Origin of the sequence: Erwinia sp. PsM31 (genome assembly GCF_030433775.1) — a bacterium.
Lineage (GTDB): Bacteria > Pseudomonadota > Gammaproteobacteria > Enterobacterales > Enterobacteriaceae > Erwinia > Erwinia aeris.
In genome coordinates this window covers 1-1980 of sequence record NZ_JARUWZ010000059.1, presented here as the reverse complement: position 1 = coordinate 1980, position 1980 = coordinate 1, and the positions used below count along the sequence as shown (strand labels likewise).

Here is a 1980-nt window from a genome sequence, read left to right as displayed (position 1 = left end):
TCTCGGAAAGTGTTTTTGCAGAGAATTGCGAAAATTTTCTTGTAAGCAGTATATTCTTCGTTTCATCCCCGGCAATAGCTGAATAAACAACCACCTCTTCTCACAAGCTTTTTTTCTGCATGAATTTATTGCAGCTTTGCAAGATAAATTTCCGACGAGAAGAGAATCAAACCAAAAGGTAAAGTTATATAGAATTGTTTTTCCAATAACTTTCTTAAATCCAATAAAATACCCATAAGCATCATCATCACATTTTTTCTCATGGACTCCGGAAGTGCAAAAGATACATTCCAGATACACACTTTTTCATTTTAGAAAACTGCTGATGTATTAACAGGATATTTTAATTTTTTGTTCACATCCCAGCCATAGTAAACTTCAGATATATTAACAAGGATGATGATTTTATTTTTGATAAGTAAATCATACTCAATATAATGTTTTACTGAATCAACAACTATATCAATCAGTGATTGCTTATCATTTTTTTTGAAAGTCATAATAAATGACTCAACATCTGATATAGCTATACATTCGTTAGCCGAAGCATAGGAAGAGTAAATAAACAATAATGCTATAGAAAGAAACTTCATATTATCCTCAACAAGCAAAACAATTAATATGGCATTTTTCATCCTTACCAGATGGTTTGCATGTCAAATGTATTCACTCTGTCATTCAATATTAGAAAGTGCAGATTATCATTTCCTAATACTCAAAAACAATTTCGATGCCATAAAATCACTTTATTAACTAACTCAGAAAAACGCCCCCATCAAATTATGGTGAAGGAGGAAGTATTTTTGAACTAATAGAGTTGCATATTGCCTCACCAAGTGATTTTTTAGATATCAAATTGTAAACTTTAATTTTAGTTGTGTACAACTTATCAGGATCTCTCGAATCAAATGTATAAATAATTATTTCATCTTTTTTTAGCTCATAGAACATAATCCCATCAAACCCAGACACTTTATCATCCTTAAACTTTGATAAAATATTGGCTACTCTTATCCGAGTTTCATGAGAATGTATAGCTTGAAGAAGGTCATGATCGCCCACCCCTTTTAAAGGGGTATTTAAATATACCTTATCTACATAAGGGTTGTAGTCATTTAAGTTACATGTTGGCGTATTTACATTGTCAATCCCATAATAATTCCTAAAAAAACCATCAATTACATATTTATAATCTATAGCTGAAGATAATGGCTTAACATACAAAGTTATTCCTCCGGGCTCACCAGAAAAAACATTCATTGAATAGAAAAAAATAAATATGGGCATTAATATCTTCATCGACCACCGCCTTCATCTCGAGAGGAAATTCCTTTATTATCAAAACAGAATAAATTATTATTTACATCATCCACATCAACAACCATCAACTCTGCAGAACTTTCTTTTGCATAGTTTTTATAAACTACCGGGACATAGAATCTAAAAAATTTTTGATATACGGGGACGTTCCTTTCCTCCTTGACCGTCATTCTAAATCTGGACACCACTTTAGTAGTGCTATATATGGACAATTTTATTGTACCTCCGCCAAATTTAGAACCACCTTGATTCCCCCCAAGCCCAGCAATATCCCCATGTATAGTTTTACCATAAACCAATGATACATGTCCATTTCCAGTAAAACGATCCCCAGAATTTGTATAGGTTCGAAATACCATTAATGCGCCATAAACTGGCTTATCAATTTCTACAAATTTTACTTTATCATATGCAGGAAATTGAGAAGACTGAGGGTAACTTTTTGAGTAATCATAAGAAGATTCTTTCAAAAAATAATTTACAAATGATGCACACCATGCAGTATTCGATAAGGAACCTTTAGCGTTAATTAAATAGTGGTAATTATCTTCTATACTTTTTTCTCCAGTTCCCTTCCATTTTTTAGCTGCTTTAATTGCAACCGCCATCCATGGAGCCTCTCTCTGATCATGAGGGAGTAACGCAATCGGATTACCAGAA

Annotated in this window: 3 protein-coding genes and 1 pseudogene; all 4 read right to left on the bottom strand. The window is 32.6% G+C overall.

What is annotated here, in order from left to right:
* A pseudogene (locus tag QCD69_RS22425) lies at positions 1–300 on the bottom strand (hypothetical protein); the annotation flags it as partial.
* A gap of 11 nt (positions 301–311) precedes the next feature.
* A complete protein-coding gene (locus tag QCD69_RS22420) occupies positions 312–635 on the bottom strand; it encodes a hypothetical protein (protein WP_301253570.1) in 324 nt (107 codons plus the stop codon).
* A 145-nt stretch (positions 636–780) separates the two neighbouring features.
* Positions 781–1299: a hypothetical protein gene (locus tag QCD69_RS22415; protein ID WP_301253569.1), complete on the bottom strand. Its 519-nt coding sequence runs from the start codon at positions 1297–1299 to the stop codon at positions 781–783.
* Positions 1296–1980 (bottom strand): TIGR02594 family protein (locus tag QCD69_RS22410; protein ID WP_301253568.1); only part of this gene is annotated, 685 nt, incomplete at its 5' end. The genes QCD69_RS22410 and QCD69_RS22415, both read right to left, overlap by 4 nt.